Raw genomic sequence first — 15,229 nt, 5'->3', positions numbered from 1 at the left:
TCGAAAATGCCGCGGAGAAGACCCGGGATGAGACTTGTGGTGTTGGTGGTGCTAGCCACGGTGGCAACTGGATGTGTGAGCTCTCCGGTGGATTATGGGGCCTCGCTTTCGACGCAAGACCCGAAATGGATATCGCCGGAATGCCAACAGGCCCGGGTCGAGGCCTCGAACTATGATGCGCGTGAAAAAGAGCATCCCGGTTGGGGGACCGGTGTCTTCCTTGGCCCTTACGGATTGGGTCTCGCGGCAGCCATCAAGGAGCACGAGCAAAAGGAGCGCAAGATATTCGCCCGCAGGATACATTTGCAGTGCTCGAGTTTGCCGCTGCCGAACGAACTCGCGGGCGAGCCGAGCCCCCCGGCCACGACAAAATATCCATAGATGATATGCTTTGATGCTTCTGAAGGCAGGCCAGCGTTTGATGGGATCGCAGAAGCGGAAGCAGGACTGAACTTGGGAACGCCGGCGATGACGACCATTTACGAATTCGCGGTTGTCGAGGGCCAGGAATGGGTGCTTCCGGTCGACGAGGCCTACTACGAGGTCTTCTCCTCCCTTGACGGAACACCCCTCGAGAACTGGGATCCACCGGTCATGCGCCGCGTGTCGGAGGGCGACCCCCTCTATTCGGACTTCCCTTGGCTTGGCGAGCATGCGCCGCTTTTGCGCAAGCCTGCCGTCGACGCGCTGAAGGCATATCTGCTGCCCTATGGCCAGCTGATCCCGTTGCGCGGGGAAGAGGTCTGGCTTTTCAACGCGACCACCGTGATCGATGCGCTGGACGAGGAGCGGTCTGGAATCGTCTATTTTGATGACGGCGCCATTCTCGCGATCGAGCGATACGAATTCGATGCGGACAAGATCGGCACCGCCGAAATTTTCAAGCTGCCGATGCGTGCGTCCCCGGTGTTCGTCAACGACACATTCGTCAATCGCGTGCGCGACGCCGGACTGCGGACGGTATCGTTCAAACCCAGGTGGCGTCGCATCGAAGCGTGACGTTTGACGACCCTGCGATGCCAACTAGATCAGGTTCTGTCCGCCATCGATGCGGATCGTCTCGCCGGTCGTGAATTCGCTTTCCATGAGGTAGAGATAGGCAGGGGCGACGTCGGCGGGCGTAGCGACCTTCCTCGCGGGCAGGCGGGCGGCCATGCCGGCGAAAAAACCGGATTTGGCCTCACCGACGAGTTCGTCCCACATCGGCGTGTCGACCCATCCCGGCGACACGATGTTGACGCGCGTCGGGGCCAGCTCCAGCGCCAGCGCCCGGGCGAAATAGCTGAATGAACCGGCGATCGCGGAAACAACCGAGCCTCCGGGAACCGGCGGGCGGTCCTTGTTGATGCCTGATGTGAAGGTCATGGACCCTCCGGCTTTCAGCGTGCGCACGCCATGTTTGGCGAGCATCACGGCGCCGATCAGCTTGTTGTCGACGAAGCGCCGCACGTAGTCCATGTCGGTCTGGCCGATCGGGTCGTTGGGCGGCGGCGTGCCGGCTGTCGAGACGAGGTGGTCGAAGGCACCGGTTTCGTCGAACATCCGGGCAATATCCGCCTCTTTCGTCATATCAGCGGAAAGGCTTCGCACGCGACCGCCCGGGCCGAGCGTCCGTTCCGCGGCCTTGAGCTTTTCGCCCGAGCGGCCGACGATCACCAGCTCCGCGCCGCGCTCCAGCGCGGCTGCCGCTACGCCGAGCCCTACGCCGGAACTGCCTCCGACGACAATAATTCTCTTGCCCTTGAGCGATGCCATGGGAACCTCCGTCTTCAGGATGGACTGCTGGATTACGCCTTGCCGGCGTGGGCCGCCTCAATGTGGGCGACAATGATCTTGCTCATCTTGTACATCGCCTGCCGCGCCCGGCCCGCCTTGTCGCGGTCCGGGTCGTTCATCAGGCGCAGCGCCGCTTCGGGGATCACCTGCCAGTAGACGCCGAATTTGTCCCTCAGCCAGCCGCAAGGCTTTTCTGCGCCGCCGCCCGCCGTCAGCGCGTTCCAGTAATAATCTGTCTCGGCCTGGTCCTTGGTCTCGATGTAGAGCGAGATCCGCTCGTTGAACGGCGGCATCGAGCCGGCATTGAGCGCCGTGAAGCGCTGGCCCTCGAGCTCGAAGTCGAAAATCGCGTGCGGCACCGTTTTATTCGTGCCGCCGACGAAATCGGTGAATTCGATCGCCTCAAGCGCCCGGCCATTCTTGAACACAGACAGATAGAAGTCGCGCGCCTCTTCGGCGTTGAGATGGAACCAGAGGAAGGGGTGAACGGTAGCCATGCTGCTCTCGTGACGTTTGATCACAAATCCTGCGAGCATTCTGTCCAGCATGCGCTGGACAGACAATCCAAACTTTGGCAAGGATTTGTGATCAAATCTCACAGATTGGCCATGATCCGCAGACTTCCCCCACTCAACGCGCTGCCGGCCTTCGAGGCCGCCGCGCGGCATTTGAATTTCTCCAGGGCAGCCGACGAGCTCAACGTCACGCACGGCGCCGTCAGCCGGGCGATCAAGCACCTTGAGGAACAGCTCGGCGTGCTTTTGTTCGAGCGCGCGACGCGCTCGGTGCGCCTCACCGCCGTGGGCGAGCCCTATGCGAGGGCGGTCCACGAGATGCTCGACCAGCTCGCGGCCGCCACCCAATCGGCGACGGCCGCCCATTCGGGCTCGACATTGAACGTCTCCACCTCCGACGGCTTCGCGGGAAAATGGCTGGTGCCGCGGCTCTATCGCTTTCATCGCGCGCATGGCGACATCGACGTCAGGATTTCGACGACGGGCAGGTTGACCAATTTCCTTGGCGACGGCATCGACGTCGCCATCCGCTATGGCGCCGGAAACTATCCGGGTCTCACATCGGAATTCCTCACTGGCGAGGAGGTGTTTCCAGTGTGTAGCCCCAGGCTCATGCAGGGCGCCTGGCCGCTGGAGAAGCCCGACGATCTCAGGCACCACACGCTGATCCATGATGGTTTCCCGATCGGCTGGGCGGCTTGGCTGTCCAGCGCGGGAGTGGAAGGCGTGGATCCGCGGAGCGGGATTACCTTCGATTCCGCCACTTTCGCCGTCGAATCGGCCGTGCAAGGTGAAGGCGTGGTACTTGGCCGGACCATGCTCGTGGCGGCCGACCTCGCCACCGGAAGGCTTGTCCGCCCTTTCGGCCACGCGCTGAAATCGGTTTCCAGCTTCTACCTGGTCTACCCTCCGGACGCGGTCCGCCGGCGCAAGGTGAAGGCTTTTCGCGATTGGCTCTTTTCGGAAATGACGGCGTAGCGTTTCACGGCCGCTTCCGGAGAGTAGCCTCTGTGCTTATCCCCTCAGCCCCGGTGCCTCCTGCCCGGTGCGCTCGACATATTCGGTGTAGCCGCCGCCATAGGTGTGGATGCCATCCGGCGTCAATTCCAGCACGCGATTGGACAGCGCCGCCAGGAAATGGCGGTCGTGCGAGACGAACAGCATCGTGCCCTCATATTGCGACAGCGCCTCGATCAGCATCTGCTTGGTGACGATGTCGAGATGGTTGGTCGGCTCGTCCAGCACCAGGAGGTTGGGCGGGTCGAACAGCATCAGCGCCATCACCAGCCGCGCCTTTTCGCCGCCCGAAAGCACCCGGCACTTCTTCTCGATCTCGTCACCGGAAAAACCGAAGCAGCCGGCGAGTGCCCGAAGCGGCGCCTGGCCGGCCTGCGGAAAATTGTCCTCCAGGGTCTGGAACACGGTGCGCTCGCCGTCGAGCAGTTCCATGGCATGCTGGGCGAAATAGCCCATTTTCACGCTAGGCCCGCGCGCCACCGAACCCTGGTCGGGATCTGAGGCTCCGGCCACCAATTTCAACAGCGTCGACTTGCCCGCGCCATTGACGCCCATGATGCACCAGCGCTCGCGCCGGCGCACCTGGAAATCGAGCCCCTCATAGATCGAACGGCTGCCATAGGCCTTGTGGACTTTCTTCAACGTCACGACGTCCTCGCCGCAGCGCGGCGCCGGCTGGAACTCGAAATTCACCGTCTGGCGGCGCTTGGGCGGCTCGACGCGATCGATCTTGTCGAGCTTCTTCACCCGGCTCTGTACCTGGGCCGCATGCGAGGCGCGCGCCTTGAAACGTTCGATAAAGGCGATCTCCTTGGCCAGCATCGCCTGCTGGCGCTCGAACTGCGCCTGCTGCTGCTTGTCCGCGATCGCGCGCTGCTGCTGATAGAATTCGTAATTGCCGGAATAGGCGGTGAGCGACCCGCCGTCGATCTCCACCACCTTGTTGACGATGCGGTTCATGAACTCGCGGTCGTGCGAGGTCATCAGGAGCGCGCCGTCATAATTCTTCAGGAACTGCTCGAGCCAGATCAGGCTTTCCAGGTCGAGATGGTTGCTCGGCTCGTCGAGCAGCATGGCGTCGGGCCGCATCAGCAGAATGCGTGCCAGCGCCACGCGCATCTTCCAGCCGCCGGAGAGTTTTCCGACGTCGCCGTCCATCATCTCCTGCGAGAAACCGAGACCGTCGAGCACTTCCCGCGCCCGGCCGTCGAGTGCATAGCCGTCGAGTTCCTCGAAGCGGTGCTGCGCCTCGCCATAGCGTTCGATGATCTCGTCCATCCGGTCCGCCTGGTCGGGATCAGCCATAGCCGCCTCCAGCGCCGCCATCTCGGCCGCCACTTCGCTCACCGGCCCGGCGCCGTTCATCACTTCGGCCACCGCGCTGCGGCCGTCCATATCGCCGACATCCTGGCTGAAATAGCCGATGGTGACGCCGCGATCGACCTGCACCTGGCCCTCGTCGGGCTGCTCCTGCCCGGTGATCATGCGAAACAGCGTCGTCTTGCCGGCGCCGTTGGGGCCGACGAGCCCGACCTTCTCGCCTTTCTGCAAGGCGGCCGACGCCTCGATGAAGACAAGCTGACGACCGTTCTGCTTGCCGATGTTTTCCAGTCTGATCATGAGTGGTCCGGGAGGCTGATGTGAGGGTGCGGGAGTTGCCCCGGCCCATACGCGAATGACAGCGGCGAGGAAAGAGGCAGAAGCGCCGCAGCGGGCGCGGCGCTCTTACGCTTCCCACGGCGGAGGAGGGAGAAGTGCCCTCCAGACACACTTCAGAAACAAGATTCAACATCCGGGAAAAACTGGAGAAAAGCGGTGCTGCGATAACCACCCCCGCGGCGGCCGGAACCGGTCGCGGCGCAACGCAAAGGGATGGTCCCGAAAATGAAACCACGTTCGACCGGATGGATGGGTGCCCTGCTTGGCATTTCGTTTGCCATCAATGCGGTCGCACCGTCGGGTGCGGAAGCGGCGGTTACCCGCAGCGAGTCCTGCAGCCGGCTCGGTCTTCAACTCGACGGAGCCATCGAGACGAAAAACGACCTCGGTGCCAGTGCGATCCATCTGGCCGAGGCAACCGCGCTCCAGAACAAGGCCAGCCGTTTTTGTGCCGAACGCAAGGAGGCGCAGGGCATCCGTACCTTCGCCAACGCCTTGAAACTTCTGGGCGTGACACCGGTCGATCTGAACCAGTGACGTCCACCATCTATCTCTGAAACAAGGAAGCCTTTCATGAACAAGCCTCTCCTCTCCGCGCTCGGCCTGGCCATTGCACTCGGTCTCGCAATGCCGGTTCTCGGCGCCAGCACCGCCAACGCGGCCGCCACCACCGCGGCAGCCTCGACCGCGGCTCCGCTCGCTGCCGCTGCCGTGAAGAAGCCGGTCAAGGCGGCCGCGCACAAGCATGTCAAGCATCGCAAGCACGCCAGCAGGCATGTGAAGAAGCCTGTACGCAAGCACAGCCACAAGCACGCCGTCAGGAAGCACAAGGCCGCGGCTTGATCTTCTCAAGCCCGAACAAGGAGATAGAACGGTATCTTGAATCCCTTGATCGTTTTTTCCTGACGTCGTCCCAGGGAAAAGCCGCCCTCGCGCAAGCGACGGCGGCTTTTCTTTTCGGACTGGGCTGAAGGCTTTCCTTCTCTGCTGCCGAGAAGGTAACGCGCTCACTGCAACTGCGGCTTCTTCAGGAAACTGTCGCGATCGGCGGATTTGACGCGCAGCCAGGTTTCACGGCCGTCGCGCAGGACCCGCATCGGGATCTCGGCCCCGGCCGAACCGCTCTCCCATAGTTTGCGATAGAAATCGGCCAGCCCGTCGACCGCGCCGTCTCGTATGTCGGAGATGACGTCGCCCTCGCGCAGGCCCGCCTTGGCGGCCGGACCGCCTTCGGTCACGCTCATCACCACCACCCGGCCGTCGCTTTCGGCCGAGAGGGCGCCGAGCCATGGCCGTGGCGGCCGCGCCACCTGGCCGCGCGTCAGGAGATCGTCGAGGATGGGCGGCAACAGGTCGATCGGCACCACCATGTTGATATCGGCGACCTCGCCGTTGCGGCTCATCTGCAGGCGCAGCGACCCGACGCCGAGCAGCGCGCCCTTTGCATCGAACAGCGCCGCGCCGCCCCAGGAAGGATGCGCCGGCTCAATGAAGATCGCTTCCTCGAGCAGGTATTCCCAATAGCCGGCGAATTCCTGCTTGGTGACGATCCTGGCCTGAACCGACTGGCCGATGCCGTCGGCGAGCACCACGTTGTCCCCGATTTTGGCTCTGCCGGCGTCGCCCAGCGCCACCGCCGGCAGGCCAAGCGGCGCCAGCGCCTGAACCAGGCCAAAGCCCGATTCCTGGTCGTAGGCCAGCGCATGCGCCGGCACGACGCGGCCGTCATGGGTCGTAAGCCACACCTCTTCCGCCTCGGTAATGAGATAGCCGATGGTCAGCACCAACCCATTGTCGCGGATAACGACGCCGCTGCCTTCGCGCAGCGTGCCTAATGCCCCGGCAGTAAAGGCATCGTCTGGAATGGTGGCGCGCACCGCCACGACGGAGCGTCTGTTGGGATTGATGGGCATGCTCTTGTCCTGGACGGGCTTGGGGGTCACGTTCCTATAGGTATGGCACGCGAACCAAGGCGCAAGGGGGGGCATCCCCTCCATCCTTTCGAAGCCCGAAGGGAAGATGAGAGGGATGGTCATTGACAATAGTTCAACGCAAGTTGAACTTTCCCGTTTGCAGCCCTAGCTGTAGGTGCAACTGCCAGTCCCGCTTCCAACCTGTCTCTCCCCACAATACGAGGCCCTGCGATGACCGAATACACTCCGCCGAAAGTATGGACCTGGAACAAGCCGAGCGGCGGCGCCTTCGCCAGCATCAACCGCCCGATCGCCGGCCCGACGCATGACAAGGTGCTGCCGGTGGGCAAGCACCCGTTGCAGCTCTATTCGCTGGCGACGCCCAACGGCGTCAAGGTGACGATCATGCTGGAGGAATTGCTGGCGCTTGGCCACAAGGGCGCCGAATACGACGCCTGGCTGATCAGGATCAACGATGGCGACCAGTTCGGCAGCGGCTTCGTCGAGGTCAATCCGAACTCCAAGATCCCCGCACTGATGGACCGCAGCGGCGCCACGCCCATCCGCGTCTTCGAGTCCGGTTCGATCCTCACCTATCTCGCCGAAAAGTTCGGCGAGTTCCTGCCGACCGACCAGCCGGCGCGCGCCGAGACCCTGTCCTGGCTGTTCTGGCAGATGGGCTCTGCCCCTTATCTCGGCGGCGGCTTCGGTCATTTCTATGCGTACGCGCCGACCAAGATCGAATACGCCATCGACCGCTTTGCCATGGAAACCAAGCGCCAGCTCGACGTGCTCGACCGCCGCCTGGCCGAAACCGAATATCTTTCCGGCGCCGGCTACTCGATCGCCGACATGGCGGTCTGGCCCTGGTATGGCGGACTGGCGCTCGGCCGCATGTACAATGATTCCGGCGAGTTCCTTTCGGTGCAGGATTACAAGAACGTGCAGCGCTGGGCGAAGGCGATCGACGAGCGCCCCGCGGTCAAGCGCGGACGCATGGTAAACCGCGCCTTCGGCGAACCCGCGATGCAGCTGCACGAACGTCACGACGCCAGCGATTTCGACACGAACACGCAGGACAAGCTCGCGGCTGAGTGAGCTGCGAGGGCGGGCAGCGGCGCTGCCCGCCCTCCGTTTGATTTTGCGAAAGCGTCGATGACGGCAACGTCTCACCTGGAGGCGTGGACATCGCGCCGATCCGCTCCGCGCCGTCCAAGACGGCAATGCGTCTTCTTCTATCATCGTCCGACGTCAACAGCGGTCCTCTCACACAGGACCCATAGAAATCTGTTGCGCAAATGCCGGCCGGGGCGCAACGTGTTGCCAGCAGATCGATGCAAGCGAGCAAATCGATCCTGCGGCGCGGCGTCCTTGTCGCGCAGGGCATGCCTAGGGTTGCCGCGGCGTCCTTTTTGGGCGCGAGCACGCGGCCTTGGTTTGGTCGAGGGAACAAATGACGCTCACGCTGATCGGGGCCGGCTTCGGCCGCACCGGTACATGGTCGACCTTCGTCGCGCTGAACAGGCTCGGCCTGCCCTGCTACCACATGCAGGAAGTGATCCTGAACAAGGCCAACAAGGGCCATCTCGATTTCTGGCGCAAGGTGGCCAACAGCCCGCCCGGCACGCAGCAAGACTGGAGCCGGGTATTCGGCAATTACAAGGCGACGGTCGACAATCCAGGCTGCTGCGTGTGGCGCGAACTGATGGCCGCCTATCCCGACGCCAAGGTGCTGCTCACCTTGCACCCGCGCGGCGCGGAAGCCTGGTACGAGAGCACCATCGACACGATCTACTTCACCGAGAATGTCTGGCAGTTCAAGATCCTGGAATGGCTGACGCCGTTCGGCCGGAAATTCGGCGACATGTCACGCAGGCTGATCTGGGGCCGCACGCTAGCCGGCGTCATGGGCAACCGCGCCAAGGCCGTGGAGCGCTACAACGCATATGTCGAGGAAGTGAAGGCGGCGGTGCCGCCGGAAAAGCTGCTGGTGTTCAAGGTCAGCGAAGGCTGGGCCCCGCTCTGCCACTTCCTCGACGTGGCGCAACCGAACGAGCCCTTCCCCAATCTCAACGACCGCGAGGCCATCAAGAAGATCATCGCCGACATCATCAAGGGCTCCTACATCATGCTGGCGCTAAGCGTGGCGGCCGTTATCGCGGTGATCGCGGCGCTATGGTGGTGGCTGGGGTAGTTGGGCGCCGTTCGTCGATCCCTCGATGCAGCGGGAGCGAAGCGACGAAGGCTTTGCGATCCAGGCCACGCGATTGCGAAAAAGCGCTGCGGTCAAAACAAGGGCGTCGTTGTCGATACCGCCAAGCAGGCTGAATCGCGCGATCACCGCGTTAATTGGTGCCGCCGTCCGAGGACCGTCGTACCCGAATCTCGATACGCCGGCGTTCCCGAACATCGCCAACGTGGCTGCCGTCGGCGATAATGTCTCCCGGCATTACGAGCTGTGCCGCTGACAACGGAATGATCTTCACACTGCCCAGCCGTCCCGTCTGGATCAGCGCGTTCGCTACCGCGATAGCGCGCGAGAGCCCCAGCCCCGCATTGTCGGCCGGGGTCAAATCGCTGATAGCGCTGGCTCCGTTCATCGCCGAGATCGCAACCGCATCGAGGTTGGACGGCTTGGCCGGATTGATTTTCTGCTCATCCGTGTGACCGACGATCTCGACGACATCGACTTTGTAGCGTGTCAGCAAAGACAGAACGTCGTCCGTGACCTTGGTCTGCAAACGAGCCCGGAACGCGTCGGTGAGAGCAGCGCTGCCACGTTCAAATGTATAGCCGTCGTCGCTCAACGTTATCATCGGCGGCCACTGCATCGACGATTCAGCGTCCGCGCTCCTGTCGTTGGAGGCCGAGAGCATCTTTTCAAGTCGGTCCAGCAGACGGGGGTCGGCGGCCTTGGCTTCGCTGATTTCGAGCAGCAATTTCCGCAGCGTCGGGTCTGACGTCGGCGCGGCATCGATGCCCTTTTCCGTAAGCCCGTCGATCACCGCTTTGGCCGCAACGAGCTCGGTCCAGTTGGCTGGCGGCAAAGGAAGCGCCGCTTTTGGAAACAGCGCCTGCAGGCGCGCCAGTTCGGCACGCATGTCGGCAAGCTGGCCCACCGTGATGTCCAGGTTCGCGGAGGCCTGCAGCTCGGCGATCCTCTCATCTTTTCGCTGTGCGATGCTGGCCGAGACCAGAAGGAGGCAGAAAAGCAGAAGGAGGAGAAGCTCGGCCATTGTGAGCCCAAGCACCACGCCTCGGCGATGGCCGCGTTCCCCTTCGGCGATAAGCGAGGAAGGCATCTTCATCGACATCGTCCCACACTGACCATGCAATGCGCTTTAGCCGCCACGCCAGAGCCGTCTGAATAGACCCTGCCGCGTCGGCGCTCGATCATAACCCTCAAATGTCGCCGCAAGTTTGTCGAGCACATCGCTGGCCCGAAGCGCTTCCGCCGTGGACTGTTCCAGCCCGCGCCGAAGCTCCGCCACATCGCCAAGACGGGAAGAGAAATCGCTCATGGCGGTTTCGATCGCCCGCTGCAAACCGGCCACGACCGGCTCCAGCCGAACCTCGATGACCTTGTCGGGTGTCGACATGCCAGCGAGCTTGTCGGCCATCATCTGTGTCGCGGTCGCAATCTGCGTGCTGGCGCTGGTCAGGATGGCGTTGATATCGTGAACTGCCTTGGCTGTCTGGTCGATGCCGCCCCGCAGCTCCTTGGTGTCTATTCCGCTCTGCATCGCCAGCGAGGATGCCCTGATGTGCTCGGAAGCTTCCTTGGCGAGCAGGTCCAGAGACTGGACCAGGGATTTCGCCGAGGTTTCCACTTGCGTTCGTATCTCGTGATAGCCCTCTTGCAGCATCTGCTGGTTGGAGCGTTGGAAATGGTTCATCTCGCTCAGGATGCCATCGAGTTCCCGGCGCACCTTGCGGGACGCTTCTGCGAGCTCGAGACGTGACACGCGTTCCACTTCCATAGGGTCGCGCCGGAGCTGATTGAAGACGATGCGAAATGCAATGCCGGCGATGGTGGAGGCAACCGCGATGCCGAAATTGCGCACGATCTCGTCGACCGCGCCACCGCCTCCATATTGGTAAAGCGAAACGGCGAGGCTGGTGAGCGTGAAGATGAAGCCCATATAGTAGAAGTTGTCTCCGGTTTGGTCGTCGCGCAGCCGGAGCCCGCGCGCGATCATGATCATCGCCGCGTAGCCCATCATCAGCGCGATCGGCACGAAGGTAACGACGAATGCCGACACGGAAAGTGATTTGGCCACGACGATGTAGGCGGCGCCCAGGCCGGTAAAGACGATAAAGACCAGTGGCGCCGCAGCGTCCAACTGCCGGCTGGCCACGCGCGGCCGCCTCACCCTTCAACTCCTTGCAACGACTTGGCAGAGCTGAAAACGCCGTGATTGTAATCAATCCACTGCTGCCAGAATGCCATCAACGCGACGCTGTCGACGGGCGACTTCGCCCGGCGTATGAGCCAGATCGACACATCGCTGCCGGCGAGATCCGTAGCGAAGCGGTTTGCCGCGGGCGACTTTTTGAAGGCATCGAAATCTGTGGCGCCGCGGTAGTGAGAGAAGAATTCGGTATTCTCGAACATGTCCGAAACGACAATCAGCCGCGAGGGGACCGCACGCGTTTTCTGGGCGACCAGATGGCTGACGGCTATCGACTGAATGCCGGCCATGATCGGCGAGCTGTCGGCCTTGTTTGCCTCGACCGCTTTTTCAAGCGCAACCAGCAGCGGCTGGCCGAATCCCGCTTGCCAACGCTCTCGCGCCAGCGCCGCATTGCCGGTGAAAGCACTGAGGTCGCCGCCATTGCCGGGGTTGCACAGCGAGAAGAGTTCTTTCGTATAGGGTACCGCTGATGTAAGGGCCCTGATCTCGAGCAAGCCACCGCGCTGGATGCCGGAGGCGGTATCGCGCAGCAGGGTCTGGATGTTCAGTTTGGTGACGTCAGCGATTGCATCCGTGGTATCGATCAGGATGATGGTTTGCGACGCAGCTCCGACGACCGGGCAAAGCCGATCGTCAAGTTCGACGAGTTGCGAGCGCGCCGAGACATAGACGTAGGTAAAGCCTATCGCGGCGGCAATGAGGCCGAGCGCGAATAGAATAATCCAGCCCCAGTTGACAAGGTTGGAAGGCGAGCGCCGGGACCGTCGACCGCTCATTGGGCTTCAGGCACCAGCACATCCAGTTCGCGATACTGCTTCAACGCAGCCTCGAACTGTTCACCCAGGGCGACCAGCATCTTGTCGAGGTCGCCTTGCGCATCCTTGATGGAAGCTTGCAATTCGTCGCTGTTCCATTCCCCGTCGCGGAAATACTGGACGCCGATGCGGCCGAGTTGGTATGGCCGCGAAAAGCGCTCCGGCGCGGGTGTCGTGCGTACAGCGATATTGGCGTCCCTGTAGATTCGGAACAGGCTGTTTGCCGCACGTTCAAGCTGAGCTTGGTGGGCGTCGAACAGCCCAACCAACCGAGAGCGATGGGCCACGATCGCATCGTGTTCTGTCCGCTGCTTGCTGAGGTCGGCGCGCGCATCGGCGAGTTCGTCCTCATAACCACTGCGAACATCGGAAAGCTCGCCGATCAGGCCTTGCCGCTTGTTTCGATAATTTGCCCGCGCCTCGTCAAGCCGGTGATCAACCGTGGCGTAGCCTGGATAAGTGTCACGCATGCTGAGCCCATCGATCAGGGCAAAGAGTGAAAACATCACACCGAGGAAGAAGAGTATCCAGGAGCGAAATTCGTTCAGCGCGAATGGCGCGCTTAGCAAGCGTCGCATCACCTCGTCGCCATTGGTCGCGATCGTTCCGGCAACCTCGCGGTAATGCGCCAGACCAAGATTGATGGCAATCGCTGCGCCGATATAGGCCGCGATGGCGAGAATGCCGACAAACTTACGGAAAATCGAGCGATGCGCGATCTCGCGCACGCCATAGAGGGCGAACATCAGCGCGACGCCGACATTGAGAATCGCGAAGATCAGCGCCTCGACGATGCCGCCGACCAGCCCGAGCTCGTTTCGCTTTGCAAGCAGTTCGCCATTGATGACGAGCTCTGCCATCACCAGCGCCACCACAAAGAGCCATTTCAACGTCGTACCGATGGCGGTGGTCTTCTTGCAGGGCCGGCGAAGCCCGTTCTGATCCTTGAAATCACGATGCCAGGACTCTGCCTCCTTCAGATCGCGACGCAGCCCATGCAGATCATCGATTCCCATCTGCAATTCGGCTTTCAAGTCGGAGAGACCAGCCGTGGATGCCGCTTTTATATTGGCAAAGCGCGATTCAAAGTCGAGGTCGATGAGACGCTGCCTGAACCCCGCAAGTTGGTTCTCCAGATGATCGTGGGATTGTTTCTGGGCGGCTCCGACCAATTCGACGATATCGTTTTCAACGGCATCGTAAGGTAGGTCATCGCTTTGAGGCAGATTCTCCCTGCCCCGCTTCTCGCCTTTCTCCGCAAGCCGCATATCCGTTGCAATGCGCTGGACGTCGATGTCGGGGAATGACTCTGTCGTCGGCCTATAGGCATGCGGCGGCCGCAACAGCCGTTGCTTGAGCTTTTCCAGTGACCCGAACATTCCACCCCACGTACACTCTTCCGACCACCCGGATCGAGGCTAGCGGTAAGCTCCGGATTCTTCAACGAGTTTCGCCCAATCGAAAGTGGAGCTTTTGCGGACGCAAAAGCACGGCAATTCCATCAGAATGACTGTCTACTGCTAGGGAGCCGTATTTTACGCTGCGCCGTATACTGTATGGTCGCTGTCGCCGAAGGGCGGAGAAAAAGAGAGCGGGCATTCTGCTTCGCCAAACGCCGCCCCTCACCGCAACTCCACCCACACCGGCGCGTGGTCGCTGGCGCCGTCCTCACCGCGCACGTCGCGGTCGATGCCGGCAGCCTTGAGCTTGCGGGCGAGCTTCTTCGACAGGAGGATATGGTCGAGCCGCAAGCCCGCATCGCGCGGCCAGCGGTTCCGCCGGTAATCCCAGAAGGTGTAGAGCGTCTCTTTGGGGTACACTTTGCGCAGTGCGTCCGTCCAGCCTTGCTCGATGAGCGCCGCAAAGGCTGCCCGGCTTTCCGGCTGTACCAGCGCGTTATCGTCGTAGGAGCGCGTGGCATAGATATCGCGCGGCTCGGGCACGATGTTGTAGTCGCCCGCCAGCACCACCGGCAGACCGGTGTCGAGCAGTTGTGCCGCATGCGCGGCGAACCTGTCATGCCAGGCGAGCTTGTACTGGAATTTCGGTCCCGGTCGCGGATTGCCGTTCGGCGCGTACAGGCAGCCGATGACGATTCCGTTCACCGCCGCCTCGATGTAGCGGCTCTGCCTGTCGGCATCGTCGCCGGGCAGCACATCGCGCGTCAGCACCGGCTCGGCGCCCCGCGCCAGTATGGCGACGCCGTTCCAGGTCGGCTCCCCCTTCCACACCGCGCCGTAGCCGGCATCGGCCAAGGCAGTGCGCGGAAACTGCATATCGCGCGCCTTCAACTCCTGCAGGCAGACGACATCGGGTCTTGCCGCCGCCAGCCAGGTCAGCAGATTCTTCAGTCGGCTGTTGACGTTATTGATGTTGAAGGAGGCGATTTTCATCGGCGGGTCAAGAGACGAGCTTGCCCGTCCAAGCCTTCACCGTTTCGGCCAGCGTCTTCAGATGATCGGCGGTCGAAAACCCCGAGATGCTCTTGCGCGGCTTCAGATCGTGGTCGCCATCCTCCAACCATACGATCTCGATGCTGTCGGAGAGCCCATAGCCGGCCACCTCGTCGGGCGTGCCGAACTCGTCGCGCGTGCCCTGGAAGATCAGCGTCGGTATCGTCAACCCGGCCAGATGCTTGGTCCGCAACTGCTCTGGCTTGCCGGGCGGGTGGAAGGGATAGCCGAGGCAAAGCAGGCCCGAGATTTCGCCCCTGGCAAACATCTCGTCCGCCACCATCGAGGCGACGCGACCGCCCATCGATTTGCCGCCGATGATCAACGTCCCGGTCACGCCCCTCGCCCTGAGGTCGGCGATCGCCTTGATGTATTCCGGGTTCACTGCCTCGGCGCGCGGCGGCGGCTTGCGGTGGCCATAGCGGCGGGACGCCATATAGTGGAACTCGAACCGCGCGACCTGAAAGCCTACTGCCGCCACCGCCTTGGCGGTGGCGGTCATCGAAGGAGAATCCATCGACGCGCCGGCGCCATGCGCGAGCAGGATGGTGACGGGAGCTGTGTCGTCGCCGTCGAAGAGGAAGGTGGTCATGGAATAGGGCTCCCGTGGCTCGGCGTTGGTGACCCCTTCTCCCCTTGTGGGACCCGAAGGGCGGCGAGACCGTT

Annotated in this window: 17 protein-coding genes; 7 read left to right on the top strand and 10 right to left on the bottom strand. The window is 62.3% G+C overall.

Translation table 11 applies throughout. The annotated features are described in order from the left end of the window. Positions 1–27 precede the first annotated feature (27 nt). Together FJ973_RS14700 and FJ973_RS14695 are read left to right on the top strand one after the other, a co-directional pair. Positions 28–381 (top strand): hypothetical protein, encoded by a 354-nt coding sequence (locus tag FJ973_RS14700; RefSeq protein ID WP_140556406.1) that lies wholly within the window; start codon positions 28–30, stop codon positions 379–381. A gap of 87 nt (positions 382–468) precedes the next feature. Beyond that, the gene (locus FJ973_RS14695) at positions 469–999 is read left to right on the top strand and encodes a DUF1629 domain-containing protein (RefSeq protein WP_140556404.1); all 531 of its coding nucleotides are present in this window, start codon (positions 469–471) and stop codon (positions 997–999) included. A gap of 24 nt (positions 1,000–1,023) precedes the next feature. Here the strand turns inward: FJ973_RS14695 and FJ973_RS14690 are convergent, their stop codons facing one another. Continuing rightward, positions 1,024–1,755: an SDR family oxidoreductase gene (locus FJ973_RS14690; protein ID WP_140556402.1), complete on the bottom strand. Its 732-nt coding sequence runs from the start codon at positions 1,753–1,755 to the stop codon at positions 1,024–1,026. Positions 1,756–1,787: 32 nt separating this feature from the next. Then, entirely contained in the window at positions 1,788–2,273 is a 486-nt protein-coding gene (locus tag FJ973_RS14685) for a VOC family protein (protein ID WP_140556400.1), read from the bottom strand. Between the two features lie 111 nt (positions 2,274–2,384). On the opposite strand from FJ973_RS14685, the gene gcvA reads away from it, so the two are divergent. Beyond that, a complete protein-coding gene (gene gcvA, locus FJ973_RS14680) occupies positions 2,385–3,269 on the top strand; it encodes a transcriptional regulator GcvA (protein ID WP_140499030.1) in 885 nt (294 codons plus the stop codon). Positions 3,270–3,305: 36 nt separating this feature from the next. Here the strand turns inward: gcvA and FJ973_RS14675 are convergent, their stop codons facing one another. After that, a complete protein-coding gene (locus tag FJ973_RS14675) occupies positions 3,306–4,928 on the bottom strand; it encodes an ABC-F family ATP-binding cassette domain-containing protein (RefSeq protein WP_140556398.1) in 1,623 nt (540 codons plus the stop codon). 264 nt (positions 4,929–5,192) lie between these two features. Here FJ973_RS14675 and FJ973_RS14670 point away from each other — a divergent pair, with 264 nt between their 5' ends. Both FJ973_RS14670 and FJ973_RS14665 read left to right on the top strand, forming a co-directional pair. Beyond that, complete coding sequence (locus tag FJ973_RS14670) at positions 5,193–5,504, top strand: hypothetical protein (RefSeq protein WP_246672659.1); 312 nt, start codon at positions 5,193–5,195, stop codon at positions 5,502–5,504. Positions 5,505–5,540: 36 nt separating this feature from the next. Beyond that, positions 5,541–5,810, top strand: coding sequence for a hypothetical protein (locus tag FJ973_RS14665; RefSeq protein ID WP_140556396.1), 270 nt, complete (start codon positions 5,541–5,543; stop codon positions 5,808–5,810). Positions 5,811–5,974: 164 nt separating this feature from the next. Here FJ973_RS14665 and FJ973_RS14660 read toward each other — a convergent pair whose 3' ends face one another. Then, positions 5,975–6,880: a S1C family serine protease gene (locus FJ973_RS14660; protein WP_140556395.1), complete on the bottom strand. Its 906-nt coding sequence runs from the start codon at positions 6,878–6,880 to the stop codon at positions 5,975–5,977. Positions 6,881–7,111: 231 nt separating this feature from the next. Between FJ973_RS14660 and yghU the strand changes: the two genes are divergently transcribed. Then, positions 7,112–7,978: a glutathione-dependent disulfide-bond oxidoreductase gene (gene yghU / locus FJ973_RS14655; RefSeq protein ID WP_140499040.1), complete on the top strand. Its 867-nt coding sequence runs from the start codon at positions 7,112–7,114 to the stop codon at positions 7,976–7,978. 355 nt (positions 7,979–8,333) lie between these two features. Continuing rightward, positions 8,334–9,074: a sulfotransferase family protein gene (locus FJ973_RS14650; RefSeq protein WP_140499042.1), complete on the top strand. Its 741-nt coding sequence runs from the start codon at positions 8,334–8,336 to the stop codon at positions 9,072–9,074. Between the two features lie 151 nt (positions 9,075–9,225). On the opposite strand, the gene FJ973_RS14645 is transcribed toward FJ973_RS14650, so the two are convergent. The 6 genes from FJ973_RS14645 to FJ973_RS14620 all read right to left on the bottom strand — a co-directional run bounded on the left by FJ973_RS14645 (position 9,226) and on the right by FJ973_RS14620 (position 15,155). Next, positions 9,226–10,188, bottom strand: a complete 963-nt coding sequence (locus tag FJ973_RS14645) for an OmpA family protein (RefSeq protein ID WP_140556393.1) — start codon at positions 10,186–10,188, stop codon at positions 9,226–9,228. A 33-nt stretch (positions 10,189–10,221) separates the two neighbouring features. Next, on the bottom strand, positions 10,222–11,253 hold the full coding sequence (locus FJ973_RS14640; protein ID WP_140499046.1) for a hypothetical protein: 1,032 nt from the start codon (positions 11,251–11,253) through the stop codon (positions 10,222–10,224). Further along, on the bottom strand, positions 11,250–12,071 hold the full coding sequence (locus tag FJ973_RS14635) for a hypothetical protein (protein WP_140499048.1): 822 nt from the start codon (positions 12,069–12,071) through the stop codon (positions 11,250–11,252). Before FJ973_RS14635 ends, FJ973_RS14640 begins: the two co-directional genes overlap by 4 nt. Next, positions 12,068–13,489 (bottom strand): hypothetical protein, encoded by a 1,422-nt coding sequence (locus tag FJ973_RS14630; RefSeq protein WP_140556391.1) that lies wholly within the window; start codon positions 13,487–13,489, stop codon positions 12,068–12,070. The genes FJ973_RS14635 and FJ973_RS14630 overlap by 4 nt, the downstream gene beginning before the upstream one ends. A 243-nt stretch (positions 13,490–13,732) precedes the next feature. Beyond that, positions 13,733–14,503, bottom strand: a complete 771-nt coding sequence (locus tag FJ973_RS14625) for an exodeoxyribonuclease III (RefSeq protein WP_140516135.1) — start codon at positions 14,501–14,503, stop codon at positions 13,733–13,735. A 7-nt stretch (positions 14,504–14,510) separates the two neighbouring features. Beyond that, the gene (locus FJ973_RS14620) at positions 14,511–15,155 is read right to left on the bottom strand and encodes an alpha/beta family hydrolase (RefSeq protein WP_140556390.1); all 645 of its coding nucleotides are present in this window, start codon (positions 15,153–15,155) and stop codon (positions 14,511–14,513) included. Positions 15,156–15,229 lie beyond the last annotated feature (74 nt).

The organism is Mesorhizobium sp. B2-1-3, from assembly GCF_006442495.1.
Classification (GTDB): Bacteria; Pseudomonadota; Alphaproteobacteria; order Rhizobiales; family Rhizobiaceae; genus Mesorhizobium.
Note: the sequence above shows the minus strand (reverse complement) of the source record. Positions and strands in the feature narration are given on the sequence as shown.